17 protein-coding genes and 1 pseudogene are annotated in these 15,459 nt (G+C 68.9%); 10 read left to right on the top strand and 8 right to left on the bottom strand.

What is annotated here, in order from left to right; all coding sequences use genetic code 11:
* Positions 1-40 precede the first annotated feature (40 nt).
* The 3 genes from pheS to rpmI form a co-directional block, all read right to left on the bottom strand.
* On the bottom strand, positions 41-1,120 hold the full coding sequence (gene pheS / locus HNR01_RS13855; protein ID WP_183668088.1) for a phenylalanine--tRNA ligase subunit alpha: 1,080 nt from the start codon (positions 1,118-1,120) through the stop codon (positions 41-43).
* Positions 1,121-1,295: 175 nt separating this feature from the next.
* Positions 1,296-1,661, bottom strand: a complete 366-nt coding sequence (rplT, locus tag HNR01_RS13850; protein WP_153874972.1) for a 50S ribosomal protein L20 — start codon at positions 1,659-1,661, stop codon at positions 1,296-1,298.
* 53 nt (positions 1,662-1,714) lie between these two features.
* Positions 1,715-1,918: a 50S ribosomal protein L35 gene (gene rpmI, locus HNR01_RS13845; protein ID WP_009863555.1), complete on the bottom strand. Its 204-nt coding sequence runs from the start codon at positions 1,916-1,918 to the stop codon at positions 1,715-1,717.
* A gap of 440 nt (positions 1,919-2,358) precedes the next feature.
* Here rpmI and HNR01_RS13840 point away from each other — a divergent pair, with 440 nt between their 5' ends.
* Together HNR01_RS13840 and HNR01_RS13835 are read left to right on the top strand one after the other, a co-directional pair.
* A complete protein-coding gene (locus HNR01_RS13840) occupies positions 2,359-3,492 on the top strand; it encodes a glycosyltransferase family 4 protein (RefSeq protein ID WP_183668087.1) in 1,134 nt (377 codons plus the stop codon).
* A 160-nt stretch (positions 3,493-3,652) separates the two neighbouring features.
* On the top strand, positions 3,653-5,989 hold the full coding sequence (locus tag HNR01_RS13835; protein ID WP_183668086.1) for an amylo-alpha-1,6-glucosidase: 2,337 nt from the start codon (positions 3,653-3,655) through the stop codon (positions 5,987-5,989).
* 148 nt (positions 5,990-6,137) lie between these two features.
* Here HNR01_RS13835 and infC read toward each other — a convergent pair whose 3' ends face one another.
* Both infC and HNR01_RS13825 read right to left on the bottom strand, forming a co-directional pair.
* On the bottom strand, positions 6,138-6,659 hold the full coding sequence (gene infC, locus HNR01_RS13830) for a translation initiation factor IF-3 (RefSeq protein WP_231346348.1): 522 nt from the start codon (positions 6,657-6,659) through the stop codon (positions 6,138-6,140).
* Between the two features lie 176 nt (positions 6,660-6,835).
* On the bottom strand, positions 6,836-8,065 hold the full coding sequence (locus HNR01_RS13825) for a glycosyltransferase family 4 protein (RefSeq protein ID WP_017485083.1): 1,230 nt from the start codon (positions 8,063-8,065) through the stop codon (positions 6,836-6,838).
* A gap of 156 nt (positions 8,066-8,221) precedes the next feature.
* Here HNR01_RS13825 and HNR01_RS13820 point away from each other — a divergent pair, with 156 nt between their 5' ends.
* A complete protein-coding gene (locus HNR01_RS13820) occupies positions 8,222-8,989 on the top strand; it encodes an alpha/beta hydrolase (protein WP_183668162.1) in 768 nt (255 codons plus the stop codon).
* A 45-nt stretch (positions 8,990-9,034) separates the two neighbouring features.
* Here the strand turns inward: HNR01_RS13820 and HNR01_RS13815 are convergent, their stop codons facing one another.
* Together HNR01_RS13815 and HNR01_RS13810 are read right to left on the bottom strand one after the other, a co-directional pair.
* On the bottom strand, positions 9,035-9,319 hold the full coding sequence (locus HNR01_RS13815; protein ID WP_017485085.1) for a BQ00720 family protein: 285 nt from the start codon (positions 9,317-9,319) through the stop codon (positions 9,035-9,037).
* Between the two features lie 180 nt (positions 9,320-9,499).
* Positions 9,500-9,931: an Hsp20 family protein gene (locus HNR01_RS13810; protein WP_017485086.1), complete on the bottom strand. Its 432-nt coding sequence runs from the start codon at positions 9,929-9,931 to the stop codon at positions 9,500-9,502.
* 604 nt (positions 9,932-10,535) lie between these two features.
* Between HNR01_RS13810 and HNR01_RS13805 the strand changes: the two genes are divergently transcribed.
* From HNR01_RS13805 to HNR01_RS13775, 7 genes and pseudogenes are all read left to right on the top strand, one after another.
* Entirely contained in the window at positions 10,536-11,066 is a 531-nt protein-coding gene (locus tag HNR01_RS13805; protein ID WP_183668085.1) for a Tat pathway signal protein, read from the top strand.
* Positions 11,067-11,131: 65 nt separating this feature from the next.
* On the top strand, positions 11,132-11,833 hold the full coding sequence (locus HNR01_RS13800) for a MotA/TolQ/ExbB proton channel family protein (RefSeq protein WP_153874968.1): 702 nt from the start codon (positions 11,132-11,134) through the stop codon (positions 11,831-11,833).
* An 84-nt stretch (positions 11,834-11,917) separates the two neighbouring features.
* On the top strand, positions 11,918-12,379 hold the full coding sequence (gene tolR / locus HNR01_RS13795; protein ID WP_017485089.1) for a protein TolR: 462 nt from the start codon (positions 11,918-11,920) through the stop codon (positions 12,377-12,379).
* A gap of 55 nt (positions 12,380-12,434) precedes the next feature.
* Entirely contained in the window at positions 12,435-13,568 is a 1,134-nt protein-coding gene (locus tag HNR01_RS13790; protein WP_017485090.1) for an energy transducer TonB family protein, read from the top strand.
* A 72-nt stretch (positions 13,569-13,640) separates the two neighbouring features.
* Positions 13,641-14,141, top strand: a pseudogene (locus tag HNR01_RS13785) (metallophosphoesterase family protein); the annotation flags it as partial.
* A 265-nt stretch (positions 14,142-14,406) separates the two neighbouring features.
* Positions 14,407-14,733 (top strand): hypothetical protein, encoded by a 327-nt coding sequence (locus HNR01_RS13780; protein ID WP_017485092.1) that lies wholly within the window; start codon positions 14,407-14,409, stop codon positions 14,731-14,733.
* A 181-nt stretch (positions 14,734-14,914) separates the two neighbouring features.
* A complete protein-coding gene (locus tag HNR01_RS13775; protein WP_017485093.1) occupies positions 14,915-15,055 on the top strand; it encodes a hypothetical protein in 141 nt (46 codons plus the stop codon).
* 68 nt (positions 15,056-15,123) lie between these two features.
* On the opposite strand, the gene HNR01_RS13770 is transcribed toward HNR01_RS13775, so the two are convergent.
* Positions 15,124-15,366, bottom strand: coding sequence for a hypothetical protein (locus HNR01_RS13770; RefSeq protein ID WP_017485094.1), 243 nt, complete (start codon positions 15,364-15,366; stop codon positions 15,124-15,126).
* Positions 15,367-15,459: the final 93 nt, after the last annotated feature.

Below are 15,459 nucleotides of genomic sequence, written 5' to 3'. Positions count from 1 at the left end.
GAGCGGGCCGGGCCGGGATCGAAAAGCGGGGCGGCAGGGCTCAGGCGGTCAAGCCACCGACGAGGCTCGGCACGTCGATCGGCCGGAAGCCGTAATGCTCCAGCCAGCGCACGTCCGCCTCGAAGAAGGGGCGAAGGTCCGGCATGCCGTATTTCAGCATGGCGAGGCGGTCGATCCCCATGCCGAAGGCGAAGCCCTGGACCTGGTCCGGGTCGAGGCCGCCGCTGCGCAGCACGTTCGGGTGGACCATGCCGCAGCCCAAAATCTCCAGCCAGTCGGTGCCCTCGCCGAAGCGCAGCTCGCCACCCTTTCGCGAGCACTGGATGTCCACTTCCGCCGACGGCTCGGTGAAGGGGAAGAACGAGGGGCGGAAGCGCATCGTCACCGCCTCGACCTCGAAGAAGGCGCGGCAGAACGATTCCAGCACCCATTTGAGATTGGCGATGTTGGCCGAACGGTCGATGACGAGGCCTTCCACCTGATGGAACATCGGGGTGTGGGTCTGGTCGGAATCGTGCCGGTAGGTGCGGCCGGGCATGATCACGCGGATCGGCGGCTGCTTGGCCCGCATGGTGCGCACCTGAACCGGCGAGGTGTGGGTGCGCAGGAGCTTGCGCCGCCCGAGATGGTCGGGGCGTAAGAAGAACGTGTCGTGCATCTCCCGCGCCGGGTGTCCCTCGGGGAAGTTCAGCGCGGTGAAGTTCAGCTCGTCGGTCTCGATGTCCGGCCCTTCGGCGACGGAAAACCCGAGATCGGCGAAGATCGCGGTGATCTCCTCGATCACCTGGCTGATCGGATGAATGCGGCCGCGGATCTCCGGCGCCTCGCGCAAGGGGAGCGTCACGTCGATGCGCTCGGCGGAGAGCCGCGCGTCGAGGGCGGCCTGGGCCAGCGCCTCGCGCTTGCCGGCCATCGCACCCTGCACCCGGTCGCGCAGGCCGTTGATGAGCGGGCCGCGCTCCTTGCGCTCGTCGGGCGTCATCGTGCCGAGCGTCTTCAGCAACTCCGAGACGCTGCCCTTCTTGCCGAGCGCCGCCACGCGCAGGGCCTCGAGGCCCGCCTCGTCCCCGGCCCGCTCGATCTGTCCGAGAAGATCGCGTTCGAGAGCGTCGAGATCCATCACCGCTGTCCTTAGAGGTCGCCGGAGTGCTGCTTCGGGGCTGCTTTTGCGCGTCGCCGGGCAGCGCGCAAGCACCGGGAAACGAGACGGCGCGCACGCACCCGGAAAACAAGAAGGCGCGGCGCTTGCCGCGCCGCGCCTTGTCAAAACGTCTCTCCGCCGTGCGGCGGAGCGATCAGGCGGCCTTCGGCAGGGCCGACTTCGCCTTCTCGACCACCGCCGCGAAGGCGGCCGGCTCGTGGATGGCGAGCTCGGAGAGCGCCTTGCGGTCCACCTCGATGCCCGACTTGGCGAGCGCATCGATGAAGCGGGAATAGGTCAGGCCATGCTCGCGCACCGCCGCGTTGAGCCGCTGGATCCAGAGAGCGCGGAAGGTGCGCTTCTTGTTCTTGCGGTCGCGGTAGGCGTATTGCAGACCCTTCTCCACCGCCTGCTTGGCGATGCGGATCGTATTCTTGCGCCGGCCGTAATAGCCCTTGGCGGCCTTCAGAACCTTCTTGTGCTTCGCGTGACTGGTCACGCCGCGCTTGACGCGGGCCATGGGAGATCTCCTGGAACTTTAAGACAAAAACAGATCGCGAGGGGTGGAAGAACTTACCGCTGGTTCGGCAGGAAGTACTTCTTCACGTTGGCGGCATCGCCCTCGAACAGGGTCGTCGTGCCGCGCAGGTTGCGGATCTGCTTGTTGGTCCGCTTGATCATCCCGTGGCGCTTGCCGGCCTGGGCGTAGACCACCTTACCGGTGCCGGTAACCTTGAAGCGCTTCTTGGCGCCCGACTTCGTCTTCAGCTTGGGCATTTGGCTCTCCTGAACGCGACAGCGATCCGACCGGCGGCCGGCACCTCGCGCTTGAATGCTGCTGGAGCAACGGGAACCGCCACGGCAGCCCTGATCGGCCGGGCGGTTCAACGCGGGCGGCTTATGGCAGAAACCGTTCGCCGTTTCAATCGTCGGGGAAACGGACGGCTTCTTGCATACGGTCGGGCAGGCATACAGCCGGGCAGGTTCGGGAGCGCGCTCGCTGCGAGGCAGACCGCTCGTGCGGACGATTCCTGCCGGTTAGCGAGGTGGGCCGCTGTGGAAAGGGTGCATTCGGTGGGGTTGCAAAGATTGCCGCTCGCCCCAGTCCCGGGGCGGAACCATAAACCTTGGCTGTCTGTTTCGTTCATGTCCCGCTCAGGCCGCGTCCCCCATTACTCTCTCCAACATTCCTATTTCCTGTCACAGGAGACGTCTTCGTGCGCATTGCCCAGGTTGCCCCGCTCGCGGAAGCTGTGCCGCCGAAGTTCTATGGCGGCACCGAGCGTGTCGTTTCGTGGATCACGGAAGAACTCGTCCGCCAGGGTCACGACGTGACCCTGTTCGCGAGCGGTGACTCCCAGACTGCGGCGAAGCTCGCCGCCTGCCATCCCGAGGGCCTGCGCCTTCTCGGCTACCGCGACCACACCGCGGGCCACCTCGCCATGCTGCACCATGTGCATCGCCGGGCGCACGAGTTCGATGTGATCCACTTCCACATCGATCTTCTGCAGTACCCGATGTTCGAGGACCTGTATCACAAGTGCCTGACGACCATGCACGGTCGCCTGGACGTGCCGGACTTCATGCCGGTCTACAACACGTTCACCGGCATGCCGCTGGTCTCGATCTCGGACAACCAGCGCGAGCCGATGCCGGAGAACTCAAACTGGCTGGCCACGATCCATCACGGTCTGCCGAAGGAGAACTGCCCGTACTACCCGGAGGCCAAGGGCGGCTACCTCGCCTTCCTCGGCCGCATCTCGCCGGAGAAGCGCCCCGACCGCGCGATCGAGATGGCGATCCGTTCCGGCACGCCGCTGAAGATCGCCGCCAAGGTCGACAAGGCGGACCAGGAGTATTGGGACGAGACGATCGAGCCGATGATCCATCATCCGCTGGTGGAGTATATCGGCGAGATCAACGAGGAGCAGAAGAAGGACTTCCTCGGCAACGCCCTGGCGCTCGCCTTCCCGATCGACTGGCCGGAGCCCTTCGGCCTCGTGATGATCGAGGCGATGTCGGCCGGTACGCCGGTGATCGCCTTCGGCAACGGCTCGGTGCCGGAAGTCATCAAGGACGGCGTCTCCGGCTTCATCGTCAATTCGATGGACGAGGCGGTCGAGGCCTGCCGCAAGGTCAAGGATCTGCCCCGCGCCGGCGTCCGCGCCCATTTCGAGGGCCGCTTCACGGCCGAGGTGATGGTGCGCAAGTACGTGTCCGCCTACGAGCAGCTCCTGGCCGGCCAGGGAAACGTGATCAAGATGCCCGCCGCCGGCGCGTTCTCGCCCCAGTACGGTGAGCTGAACGGGTCCGCCCACGGCCCGATCCACGTCGCCGCGATGCCGGCCTGAAAGCCTGACGGAAACTCTTTCTCGGCCCCTCGTCGGGGCCGGGAGAGCGCCTAACTGAACGGGTCCGACAGGGCCGCCGGTCGCTGCGAGGCAACCGGCGGCCTTCGTTTTGCGAGGGCGACCTCGCTCGCATCGGATCAACGGCAAAAAGGCGCTTCGCATGGCGGCACAGGACGACGCAGCCCATCTCCACGCCGAAAACTCCGAGGAGCGGACAGCCTCGAAATTCGGCCTGCTCGACGCCGACGAGAACCTGCCGCAGTACCATATCGAGGCTCAGGCTTCCCTGGTGGACCGCCCGCTTCGCGCCCTCAAATACGGCGAGGCCTTCGCCGTCCTCGACAGCTACGGCGATATCGGCTGGCATCCGGGGCCGGAGGGCCTCTACTTCCAGGACACCCGCTACCTCTCGCGCCTTGCGCTGACGATCGAGGACGAGCGGCCGATGATGCTGTCCTCCTCGATTCAGGACGACAACGGGGCGCTCAGCGTCGATCTCACCACGCCCGACATCCGCCTCGATGCGGGCGACGAGACCGCGATTCCCCGCGAGCTGATCGCCATCGAGCGCACCAAGTTCCTGTTCAAGGGCGCCTGCTACGACCGCATCGGCCTGCGCAACTACGACACCCGCCGCCGCCGCCTGCGCATCGGCGTCACCTTCGACGCCGATTACCGCGACCTGTTCGAGGTGCGCGGATCCGACCGGACCAACCGCGGCAAGCGCACGGTGGAGCGCCGCAGCGGGACCGAGGTGCAGTTCCGCTACGCTGGCCTCGACGAGATCGTGCGCACCACCTCGGTGCATTTCGGGCCCGAACCGCGGACGCTGGAGCCGGGCAAGGCCGAGTTCGTGGTCGAGTTGGAGCCCGGCACCAACACCTCGCTGTTCATCCGCGTCGTGTGCCAGTCGCACCGCGCCTATACCAGCGCTCCGGGGCCCGAGAAGCCCGGCGAGTCCACGGCGCTGGCCCTGTCGCGCGCCGCCGGCAGCCTCGCCGAGCAGCCCGACCGGCGCCTGAACGAGGGCCGCATCTTCGCCCGCGCCTATCGCGACAACCGCCGCGACCAGCGCCAGATCACCGCCGGCATCACCACGATCATCTCCTCGAACGACCAGTTCAACGAGGGGCTCTGCCGGGCCACCGCCGACCTCTACATGCTGGCGACCCGGACGCAGGAGGGGATCTACCCCTTCGCCGGCATCCCCTGGTACTCCACGGTGTTCGGCCGCGACGGCATCATCACGGCGATGATGGCGCTCTGGATCGATCCGAATTTCGGCAAGGGCGTGCTGCGCTTCCTCGCCGCGACCCAGGCCAAGGCCGTCGATCCGGCCGCCGACGCCCAGCCCGGCAAGGTGCTGCACGAGACCCGCCGCGGCGAGATGGCGATGCTCGGCGAGGTGCCCTTCCGCCACTATTACGGCACCATCGACGGCACGCCGCTCTTCGTGATGCTGGCGGCGCAGTACCACGAGGTCACCGGCGACCTCGATACGATCCGGGCGATCTGGCCGCAGCTCAAGCTGGCCCTGGACTGGATCGACACCTATGGCGACCGCGACGGCGACGGCTTCGTGGAATATGCCCGCGAGACCGAGCAGGGCCTGGCCAACCAGGGCTGGAAGGACAGCCACGACTCGATCTTCCACGCCGACGGCGCCATGGCCAAGGGGCCGATCGCGCTTTGCGAGGTCCAGGGCTACGTCTACGCCGCCAAGCGCGGCGCGGCGCGGCTCGCGAGCCTGCTCGGCGAGGACGACCTGTCGGTCCGCCTGACGGGCCAAGCCAACACCCTGCGCGAGAATTTCGACAAGGCGTTCTGGTGCGAGGCCATCGGCACCTACGCGCTCGCCCTCGACGGCGCCAAGCGGCAATGCGCCGTGCGCTCCTCCAATACCGGCCACGCCCTGTTCACCGACATCGCCCTGCCGGAGCGAGCCCCGCGGGTCGCGGCGCAGCTCCTGTCCAACGACGGCTTCAACGGCTGGGGCATCCGCACCATCGCCAAGGGCGAGGCGCGCTACAACCCGATGTCCTACCACAACGGCTCGATCTGGCCGCACGACAACGCGATCTGCGCCCTCGGGCTCGCCCGCTACGGCCTCAAGGAGGAGGCGGCGCAGGTGTTCCAGGGCATGTTCGACACCAGCCTGTACTATGACCAGAAGCGGCTGCCGGAGCTGTTCTGCGGCTTCATGCGGCGGCGCCAGCGCGGGCCCGTGAGCTACCCCGTGGCCTGCTCGCCGCAGGCCTGGGCGGCGGCGGCTCCCTTCGCCTTCCTGGCGGCCTGCCTCGGGCTCGAGATCGACCACGCCCGCAACCGGATCCGCTTCCGCAACCCGATCCTGCCGCGCTTCCTCGAAGCGGTGGAGCTGTTCAACCTCAAGCTCGGCCCATCGCGGGTCGACATCCGCCTGCACCGCCATGGAAGCGACGTGACGGTCTCGGTGACGCGGCGCACCGGCGACGTGCAGATCTCGATGCTGAAATAGGTCTCCGCCCAGTGCCGAGCGGCCCCGTCCCTCGGGGCCGCCGGCGGGGATCTCTCGGCGCAAACGAAAAATGCGCCGCCCCCGCGAGGGAGCAGCGCATTCGCAGACGAGCCTTTTTCCGCGGGACGGCGGAAATGCCGGAACGTGTTCAGCGCGGCGCCAGGATCATGATCATCTGGCGGCCTTCGAGCATCGGTTCGCTCTCAACCTTGGCGATCTCCTGGGTCTCCTGCTTCACGCGCTCCAGGAGGCGCAGCCCGATATCCTGGTGGGCGATCTCGCGGCCGCGGAAGCGCAGGGTGACCTTGACCTTGTCGCCTTCCTCGAAGAACCGCTGCACGGCCTTCATCTTCACGTCGTAGTCGTGCTTGTCGATGCCGGGGCGGAGCTTGATCTCCTTCACCTCGACCGTCTTCTGCCGCTTGCGGGCCTCGTTCTGCTTCTTCTGTTCGTTGAAGCGGAAGCGCCCGTAATCGAGGAACTTGCAGACGGGAGGGACGGAGTTCGGCGCGATCTCGACGAGGTCGAGCCCGACCTCCTCAGCCATGGCCAGCGCGTCGAAGAAGGGCACGACACCCCGGTTCTGTCCGTCCTGGTCGATGAGCTGGACGTCGCGGACGCCGCGGATGTCCCGGTTTGCGCGCGGCCCGTCCTTCTGCGGGGCCGGCATGGCTCTCATTGGTCTGCGAATGGCTCAGTTCTCCTGTATCAACGACAAAACGGCAGCCTGAGAGCCACCGCGTCTGGCGAGCCCCGGCCACCGATTGATCCGGCTCGGCCGGACGGCACTAACTTGGCAAATCTTCTTGCGGAGTCAACTCGCGGGACTGATTTCGGTTCATCCTGTCACGTTTTCGCTCGGTTCAGAAGATCCGCGTAGACGTTCAGGGTGCCCTCGATCATGCGGTCGAGGGAAAAGTTCGCCTCGACATGGGCCTGCGCCCGCCGCGCCAGGGCGTCGCGGGCGCTGGCGCCCAGCGACAGGGCCTCCTTCAGCGCGTCGGCGAGCGCGGCGGCATCGCCCGGCGGCACCCGCCAGCCGGTGCGCTGGCCGGGCTCCACGTCGGGCGGGGCCAGCACCGTCTCCGGCACGGCGCCGAGATCGGAGACCACTACGGGGATGCCGAGCGCTTGGGCCTCGACCGCCGAGCGGCCGAACGCCTCCGGTTCGACCGAGGGCACCGCGACGACGGAGGCCGCGCGGAAGGCCGCCGGCATGTCGGTGCAGTGGCCGACCCGGCGCACGATGCTCCCCAGGTTGCGCGCCGCGATCAAGGCATCGAGCTCGCGCTCGTAGGCCGTGCGGCCCTGCGGATCGCCCGCGAGCACCACGGCGATGTCGGTCACGCCGAGATCGCGCAGGCGGGCCACCGCCTCGATCAGCACGCGCTGGCCCTTCCAGGCGGTGAGCCGGGCCGCGAGCAGCACGACCCGTTCGTGCGGCGCCACGTTCCAGGTCCGGCGCAGGCTCTCGACCCGGGCGGCCGAGACCGCCGAGGGCGTGAACGCCGCCAGATCCGTGCCGCGGTGGATCACGCTGATCCGGCCCCCGGCCTGATCGGGATGGGTCCGTCGGATCAGGTCGGCGGTGTAGTGCGAGTTGGCGATCACGACATCGCCCCGCGCCATCACCGAATTGTAGAGGATCTTGACGCTGGTCCGGCCCGAATAGCTGCCGTGATAGGTCGTCACGAAGGGCAGCTTCAGCCGGCGCGCGGCGCCCAGTGCCACCCAGGCCGGCGCCCGGGAGCGGGCATGCAGGATCTGCACGCCCTCCCGGCGGCACAGCCGGGCGAGGCGCTCGACGTTCAGCGCCATGGCGAGCGGGTTCTTGGTGTTGGCCGGGAACGGCACCCAGATCCCGCCCTTGGCCTGCAGCTCGCCGACGAGCCGGCCGCCCTCCGTCGCCACGAGCGGTCGCGCGCCGGCCTCGGCGAGCGCCGCCGCCACGTCGACGGTGGTGCGCTCGGCGCCCCCTGCCTCCAGCGCCGGGATGATCTGCAGCACCGTGACGCCCGCCAGCGGCGAGGTCTCGGAGAGTTGCACCGGGCCGCCCGACAGGCTGCCTGCGTTCATCGCGTCACCCGAGGCGGGACAGTCGCTTGGAAGTGGGTCATGGGATAAGGATCGTCCCCGCGGCTTTACGGTTCGGTAAACGAAGCGTCGTCGGCTTGTTTCGGAATCTCAGGAAATCCCGCGCCCGTGACTCAATCCACGCCCCATCCCCAGGCCATGCAGGGCGAATTGCCCGTCGTGACGCTCGATGTCGGACGGGGCGCCCCGCGCCGGCTGGCGGTGCGGGTGCGGGAGGGCGCCGGGCCGCCCGTGGTCTGGCTCGGCGGGTTCCGCTCCGACATGCGGGCCACGAAGGCCGCCGCCCTCGATGCCTGGGCCGCGCGGAGCGGCCGGCGCATGGTACGGTTCGACTATTCCGGCCACGGCGAGTCGCAGGGGCGCTTCGAGGACGGCACCATCTCCGACTGGCTCGCGGATGCTTGCGCCGTCATCGACCGCTACGCCGACGAACGGCCCATCCTCGTCGGCTCCTCCATGGGCGGCTGGATCGCCTGCCTCGTTGCCCGCGAGCGGGCGCGGCGCGGGGCGGGCGTCGGCGGGATGGTGCTGATCGCGCCCGCCCTCGACTTCACCGAGTCCCTGATGTGGGACGCGTTCCCGCCGGAGGTCCGTCAGACGCTGGAGCGTGACGGCGTGTGGTATCGCGCGACGCCCTACGCCCCGGAGCCCGATCCGATCCGCATGGCGCTGATCGAGGACGGACGGCGCCACCTTCTGCTCGATGCGCCCCTGGAGCCGGGCTGTCCGGTCCACATCCTCCAGGGCATGGCCGATCCGGACGTGCCCCATGCCCATGCCCTGCGCATTCTGGATCGCCTGCCGGCGCAGGGAGCGCGGCTGACGCTGATCAAGGATGGCGACCATCGCCTGTCGCGGCCCGAGGATATCGACCTCCTCGTGCGCACGGTCGCGGCGATGGCCTGAGGACGCCTCCCCGCCCTGCGGCGGGGCTGCGTCTCCGGTGCCGGTTCAGTGCAGGCTCACCGGGTAGAGCTGGTGGGCCATGGCGTTCGCCACCGCAACCTCGCGGGAATCGGTGAGCAGGATCGGCGCGCCGCTCGCCGAAAGCAGGGCGAACAGGTCGAGGCCGGGGCCCATCTCGGGCGCCTGCGGGAACAGGCTGCGGACCTCGTCCGAGCGGATCGGCCGGACATAGGCGATATGTCCCTCACCGAGCGCTGCGAACTCCGCCGGGTCGATGGCGGGCGTGGCGGTCGTGTCGATTGTCAGGTCGGTCGTGGTGACGTCGGTCATGAAGGCCCTCCTTCCGAGGCAGAGCATTGAATCGGATATGGTCCCGCGGATCGGCGGCGACAAATCCGGTTGGGGGTCGAGGTCCGGGTGACGGCCGGGCGCGGCCTGCGATGCATCGACGCGGTGATGGCGGGGGCGTGCCCGTCTTCCGCCGTTCACCGGTCCTTCTGCAGGTTCCGGTCACGGGTCCTTGGCGGCGATCGCGATCTTGCGCACGATCCGCTCCGGCTCCGGGCGCGCGAGATCGATCGACAGCAACCCGTTCGAGAGCTCCGCCCCCAGCACCTCCATGCCGTCGGCGAGGAGGAAGGCCCGCTGGAACTGCCGCGCGGCGATGCCGCGGTGCAGGAACTGGCGCGCCTTGTCATCGACCTGCCGGCCGCGCACGACCAATTGATTCTCCTCGAGGGAGACGTCGAGCTGGTCTTGCGTAAACCCGGCTACCGCGAGCGTAATGCGCAAGCGATCCGGCTCGCGCTCGCTGCGGGTGATGCGTTCGATGTTGTAGGGCGGGTAACCGTCGCTCGCGGCCTTGGAGACACGATCGAGTGCCTGCTCGATCTCGTCGAAGCCGAGCAGGAACGGATACCCGAACGGGGACGGCCGCGTCATCGTCACTCAAACCTCCGGCAAGGCCCTAGGGGTCGATCGGCATCGATCCCTTGGCGGCACCTCGCGGTTTCGAGCCCGCCTCGCGGCAGCGCTCTTGAGACGGGATATGGAAAGCGCAACAGCGCCGATCAAGGGTGCCGCCGGGGCGCCCCGCCCGATGCCGCGAGAGACAAATCGGGACAAATCGGCAATCAGCATCGGGATGGATCGGAAACGAAGGTCCGATCGAAATCGCTCGGTCCAATAGTTTGGAATTGCTCTGAAATTCTTTGCAAACCTTGATCAGCACCCTGATTGTCGGATAGGCACGCCCGCAAACGTACCGGAAGCGTACACGGTGCTGTGGGGAGCGCCGGACGTCACCTTTGCTGTATCCGCTGCTGTATCCGCATATCGCCACGCGGCCGAAAACCGCTTTGCGGTGCTCCGGTCCCGGCAGACGGCGCTCGCCGGTGCCGTGGACGCCCCGGGGCTAATGCCGGCGCGGGATGGCGGAACGCCTTGGGCCCCTTCTCGGGTCTTCGGGTCGAGCAGTCCGCCCCGGTTGTCCGGGGCGGCGCGAGAGTGAGGAGATGAGATCGTCGTGATTCAGGAAGGCTGGGGAATGGGACGTGCAATGCCGGGACGCGACGGGAACGGGGGACGCCGCTCGGGGCACCTGTTGGAGCGCCTCTTGGCAGGTCTCGCCCTCGCCGCAGCCCTGACCACGGCCATCCCCTCCGCGATGGCGCAGGATACCGCGCCGGAGGCCGGATCGGCGGCCCATGCGGCGGTCAAGTCGGATGCCGCGCCTCTGAAGATCGAACTGAACCGACTGGAACCCGCGGGCGAGGCCTGCCGCACCTATATGCTCGTCGATAACAGCCGCGGCCCGGCGCTGAAATCGCTCAAGGTCGACCTGTTCGCGTTCGACACCGAGGGCGTTGCCCAGAAGCGCCTCGCCGTCGAACTCGGCCCGGTTCAGGAGAAGAAGACCGTGGTCCGGCTCTTCGACTTCGCCGGGCTCGCCTGCCCGAAGATCGGCCGCCTGCTGCTCAACGACGTGCTGGCCTGCGAGGGCGGCGACGCCACCCGCGAGACCTGCCTGGAGCGGATCGAGCCCGCAAGCAAGACATCGGCCGCCTTCGATCGCTGAAGCCGGCCACGTCCGCCCGCCCGGCCGGTGCGACGGACGATCAATGGAGCCACGAGGAGTCACACATGGATCCGACGTCCGTGCCCGCCGAGGCGGTCGCTGCTGCCCACGACATGTCGTTCATCGGCCTGTTCCTTCAGGCCGACCCGATCGTCAAAAGCGTGATGATCCTTCTCGTGGTGGCCTCGCTCGCCTGCTGGACCGTCGTGTTCGAGAAGATCGTGCGCCTCTCCGCCGCCAAGCGGCAGGCCAGGGCCTTCGAGGCGATGGTCCGCTCCGAGGGCACCATCGACACGGGGCAGAAGGGCATCGCCGGCCACGTGGTCAAGGCGGGCCTCGACGCGTGGCGCGACCAGGATTCCAGCGAGAGCCGGGCCGAGCGCCGCGAGCGGATCGAGCGGGCGATGAAGGGCGCGCTCGGCGTCGAGGTGAAGCGCCTCCAGGCCGGCCTGCCGCTGCTGGCGACCTCGGGCTCCACCGCCCCCTTCGTCGGCCTGTTCGGCACGGTCTGGGGCATCATGAACTCGTTCTCCTCGATCGCGAAGAGCCAGGACACCAGCCTCGCGGTGGTGGCCCCCGGCATCGCCGAGGCGCTGTTCGCCACCGCCATCGGCCTCGTCGTCGCGATCCCGGCGGTGATGGCCTACAACAAGCTCTCCGGCGACGTCGCCCGCATCCAGTCGGGCTTCGTCTCCTGCATCGCGGTGCTCGGCAATCGCCTCGCCCGCGACCGCGGACCCCATGCCCGGGCCGCGGCGGCCGAGTAGCCCCCTTCTTCGCTGAACCCAGAAACCTTTGCGGCGTCCGCTGAAGCCCGGCGGAACGTCGCCGTCACCCGGGAGGGCGAAGCCATGGCCATGGGAACCGTTCGTTCGGCGAGCGACGACGAGGACGGCCTCGACGCGACGCCGATGTCCGAGATCAACGTCACGCCGATGGTCGACGTGATGCTGGTGCTGCTGATCATCTTCATGGTGGCGGCGCCGCTGATGACGACGGGCGTGCCGGTGCAGCTGCCGAAGACGACCGCCGCCAAGGTGGCGCAGTCGCAGAAGCCGCTCGAAGTCTCCATCGACAAGGACGGCAACCCGTTCATCGCCAAGGATGGCTTCACGCCGGAGACGATCCTGCCGCGGCTGAAGCAGCTCAAGGCGGAGAATCCGGATCAGGTCGTGCTCGTGCGCGGCGACCGCGACGTGCCCTACGGCAAGATCATGGAGGTGATGGGCCTCGTCGGCCAGGCGGGCTTCACCAAGGTCTCGCTGATCGCCCAGTCGGGCGGCGGCGCGCCGGCCCCGGGAACCGCCCGTTAAGCCGATGGCCGCTCCCAAGCCCGCCCCGAGCAAGCCTGCCCCGAGGGCCGTTGCCATGCCGCCGATGCCGGCTTCGATGCCCGCCCCCCTGCCCGCTCACACCGGTCACGGGCTTCCCTCTGGGCCTTCCGAGGGAGGTGGCCAGGGCCGCCTCGCGGCCGCCTTCGTCCTGGCCCTGGCCCTGCACGCCGCGGGACTGGTCGGCATCGCCTACCTGCGCCTGACGCCGCCCTCGCCGCCGGGGGACCAGGAGATCACGATCGATCTCGCGCCGCAGATGATGGAGGCCGAGACCCAGGCGCCCGCCGAGATGGCGCAGTCCGAGGCGATCCCCGAGGAGGCCAAGCCCGAGGGCGAGCCGGAGACGGTCCAGCCGGTGGAGACGCCCCAGGAGGTGCAGCCTCCGCCCCCGCCGGAGATGACTCAGGTCGCCCCGGACGAGGTGCAGCCGCCCCCGCCCACCGAGATGACGCAGGTGATGCCGGAGGAGGTGCAGCCGCCGCCTCCGCCGCCGGAGGCCGTCACGGAGGTCCCGCCCGACACGCCGCCCCCGCCGCCGGAGGACCAGATCATCGCCTCCGAGGCACCGGAAGCGGAGCCCCTAGCCCCGCCGCCGCCGGTGGTGGCGAAGACCGAGCCGCCCAAGCCCGATCCCAAGATCGAGGAGCGCCGCAAGGCCGCGCTGGAGAAGAAGCGCGAGGCCGAGCGCGAGGCGCGTCGCAAGGAGATCCTGGAGAAGAAGCGCGAGGAGGCGCAGAAGGAGGCGCGGATCAAGGCGGCCAAGGCCAAGGCCGAGCGCGAGGCCGCCCGGCGCGCCCAGGCGGCGCAGGCTGGCAATTCGCAGCGCAACTCCGCCGCCACCTCGCGTCAGAGCGCGACGGGCGCGGCGGCCTCGGCCAGCGATCCCAACGCCATGGCCGCCTGGAAAGGCTCCATCGCCGCGACGATCCGCGGCCGGATGAACCGCGAGGCCGCGGCTGGGACCAGCGGAGGCGTGGCCACGGTGCGGTTCACGGTGAGCCGCTCCGGCGCGGTGAGCGGTGCGGCCGTGGTCGGCAGCAGCGGGGTCGGGGCGATCGACGGTGCCGCGCTCGCGGCAGTGCGCGGCAGCCTTCCGCCCGCCCCCGCCGGCGTCACGCAGCCGAGCCTCGCCGTCACCGTGCCGCTGCGCTTCAGCCCGGGGCGCTGAGCCCGCGGACTGACCGCCGGCATCGTTCTCCCCTCCGCCGCGTTGTCCCGCTCACAGCGGACGGCGCGGCGGATGACGGTCTTCTTCACGAGCGATACGCATTTCGGCGATCCGCGAATCCTGCGGATCGACCGGCGCCCCTTCCCGGACCTGCCGACGCACGACGCGGCGCTGGTCGAGGCCTGGAATGCCGTCGTCGGGGCCGACGACACCGTCTGGCATCTGGGCGACTTCGCCCTTGGCCCGCCGCCGGAGCGCGTCGCGTCCCTGCTCGCCGCGCTTCGCGGCCGCAAGCATCTCATCATCGGCAACAACGACGGACCCGCTACCCTCTCGGCCCTCGGCTGGACCTCGGTGGCGCATTACGCCGAGACCGAGGTCGAGGGCCGCCGGCTGGTGCTGTGCCACTACGCCTTCCGGACCTGGAACGGCCTGGGCCGGGGCGCGATCAACCTGCACGGCCATTCCCACGGCCGGCTCAAACCGATCCCGCGCCAATACGATGTCGGCGTCGATGCGCAGGGCTCGGCGCCGGTCACCCTCGCCCAGATCCTCGTCTCTCGTCGCGGCCGGCAAGGTCTCGGCCTGGGTGCCGCCGCAGAGGCGCAGGGGATCTCGACAGGCCGATCGATCAAGCCGAAGCCGGCCGAAGATTCGGCCAAGAAACGGCGCAGATCCGATCGAGGAGTTTCGGAACCATCCGCTTAGCGTCGCCGTTCAAAAGACCGAAACGGACAGCGATGCATGGGCGGCAGCAGTGACGACACTGTGAAGCCCCCAGCGTCGAGCGATCCTTAACCTTCTCACGACTTCCTTCGAATTCAGCGTCGGTCTGCCCATGCGTCACCTCATGCGACACACCGCTCTCGCCGGCCTCGCGGCTTCCCTCGTCGGCGTCTCCCTCGTCTCCTCCGCGCTCGCGGCGCCCGGCTGCATCGACGGCCGCCGCAAGATCCAGGAGGCCAGCGCCCTGCGCTATCAGGCTCGACAGGAGGCCCGGCTCGGCAATCACGACCGGGTCTGCGACACCCTCGACGAGATCGGTGACCGCTATCACGAGGCCCAGGACGCCTTCGAGGATTGCGGTGCCGACATCGTCTCGATCGATCTGCGCAGCGAACTCCGCTCCCTGCGCGTCGCCAAGCACGTCAACCGCTGCGACTGAGCGGGGGACCCCCTCCGCCTTCGACGGGGCACCATGCAACGCGGTGTCGCGAAAGCCGGAATCGCCCCGGGGACGGGTGTGGTCCCGCACCGCGAAGCCTTGCCTTAAGGCGCAGGTTCATCCCAACGAAACGACTCGCCCCAGCCCGGACGAAACCTCTCATCTCCCTCAGGATTCCGCCATGATCACCACCGACGCCACCCTGCGCCAGCCCTCCGCCGAGATGCGGACCGGTCCGTCCTTCACCGCGGCCCTGTGCGGCTTCCTCGGCAGCACGGTTGCGACGACGATGGTGATGTTCCTGCTCAGCAGCAGCGTCTGAGCCAGGGGGCGAGCGCAAGGTCTCGTCGAAGGATCCCGTCGCAGGACGCGATCCTCAGAACGCGGCCCTCACGGCGCGACAGACCACAGGCGGCTGCGCGAGAACAGCATGTCCGGGCTGCCGACCGGCATCGTTGCCTTCGGCGCCGGGCACCGGGGTGACGTTTCGGGGCGCGGCGCTGGTGTGACCGCCGCCTGAGCCGCGGGCACGAGACCCAGCCGCAGCTGCACCGTCGGATGCCGCGCGGCGGTGATGGTGACGACGCCGGCGATGATGCAGCCGGCCATCAATCCAAGGAAGAAGTTCGTCATAGGTAGCGGGTTCCGGACCCGGTGCGGCGCGGTTGGGCGACGAGGCCGGCCACGGCGAAGCACTCTCCCCCTTTCGGGGCGCCAATGGGGCAG

The sequence above is a fragment of the Methylorubrum rhodesianum genome (assembly GCF_014199985.1).
In the GTDB taxonomy this organism is placed as follows: Bacteria; Pseudomonadota; Alphaproteobacteria; order Rhizobiales; family Beijerinckiaceae; genus Methylobacterium; species Methylobacterium rhodesianum.
This window is presented reverse-complemented; position numbering and strand designations above follow the sequence as displayed.